The sequence below is a fragment of the Sulfitobacter sp. HI0129 genome, assembly GCF_001635395.1.
Classification (GTDB): Bacteria; Pseudomonadota; Alphaproteobacteria; order Rhodobacterales; family Rhodobacteraceae; genus Sulfitobacter.
Map to the genome: position 1 here is coordinate 1 of NZ_LWGH01000604.1, position 1,440 is coordinate 1,440.

Below are 1,440 nucleotides of genomic sequence, written 5' to 3' on the forward strand. Positions count from 1 at the left end.
GCTTAATTATTCGTCGGATATCGACCTCATCTGCCTGTTTGACGAAACCCGCTTCGATCCCGACGATTTTCACGAGGCCCGCACCGCCTTCGTGCGTGCGACCCGCGCCATGACCGCAACCCTCAGCGACAATACTGCAGAGGGCTACGTGTTCCGCACCGATCTGCGCCTGCGGCCCGACAGCGGCGTCACGCCCGTCTGCATCGCCATGGAAACGGCGGAACGCTATTATGAATCGCTGGGCCGCACGTGGGAGCGGGCCGCCTATATCAAGGCGCGACCCTGCGCGGGGGATATCGCGGCGGGGGAAAGGTTCCTCGACACGTTGCGGCCCTTCGTCTGGCGGCGGCACCTCGACTTCGCGGCCATTCAGGATGCTCATGACATGCGGTTGGCCATACGCGAGCATAAGGGGCTGGGCGGGCCCATCACCCTGCCGGGCCACGACATGAAGCTGGGTCGCGGTGGCATACGGGAGATCGAGTTCTTCACCCAGACCCGGCAGTTGATCGCCGGGGGGCGTGACGCGGCCCTGCGCCTGCGCCAGACGGTGCCGGCATTGGCCCGGCTGGCGGAAAAGGACTGGGTGCCCGGGGATGCGGCCGAAACCCTGACCCGCCACTATCGGATGCACCGGACGGTAGAGCACCGGCTGCAGATGGTGCAGGATGCCCAGACCCATGCGCTGCCGCAAACGGAAGCGGGGTTCGATCGTCTGGCCTGCATGATGGATATGGACCGCGACGATCTGATGCGCGACCTGCACGCGCGGCTCAGCGAAGTGCATGAGATGACCGAAGGTTTCTTTGCCGCCTCGCGCAGCGGGCCAAAGGCGCCGGGGCCGCAGGAACACAGGTTCGATACCGCCGTGATCGACCGTTGGCACAGCTATCCCGCGCTGCGCAGTGCGCGCGGCGCCGAGATTTTCGAGCGGTTGAAGCCGGACCTTCTGTCGCGGCTGGCACGATCCAGCAAGCCGGACGAGGCGCTGCTGGCCTTCGACGGCTTTCTGGCGGGGCTGCCGGCGGGGGTGCAGCTCTTTTCGCTGCTCCGGGCCAATCCGCAGATTGCAGACCTTCTCGTGGATATCGTCGCCACCTCGCCCGCGCTGGCCAATCACCTGTCGCATAACGCGACCGTCTTCGACACGGTGATCGACGGCAACTTTTTTGCGCCATGGCCCGAACCCCGGGCGCTGGAGCAATTGCTGACCGATACGCTGCTACGAGAAGCGGATTACGAGACCCGGCTGGACGCCACGCGCCGCTGGGCGAAGGAATGGCATTTCCGCGTGGGCGTGCATCATCTGCGCGGGCTGATCGATGCGCAGACCGCGGGGCGGCACTACGCCGATCTGGCACGCGCCGTGCTTTCCGTGCTCTGGCCGGTGGTGGTGGGGGAATTCGCCACGCGGCACGGGCCGCCGCCGGGGCGGGGGGC

At 66.5% G+C, this 1,440-nt stretch carries 1 pseudogene; it reads left to right on the plus strand.

Annotated features, from left to right (window positions below):
- Positions 1-1,440, plus strand: a pseudogene (locus tag A3764_RS15990) (glutamine-synthetase adenylyltransferase); the annotation flags it as partial.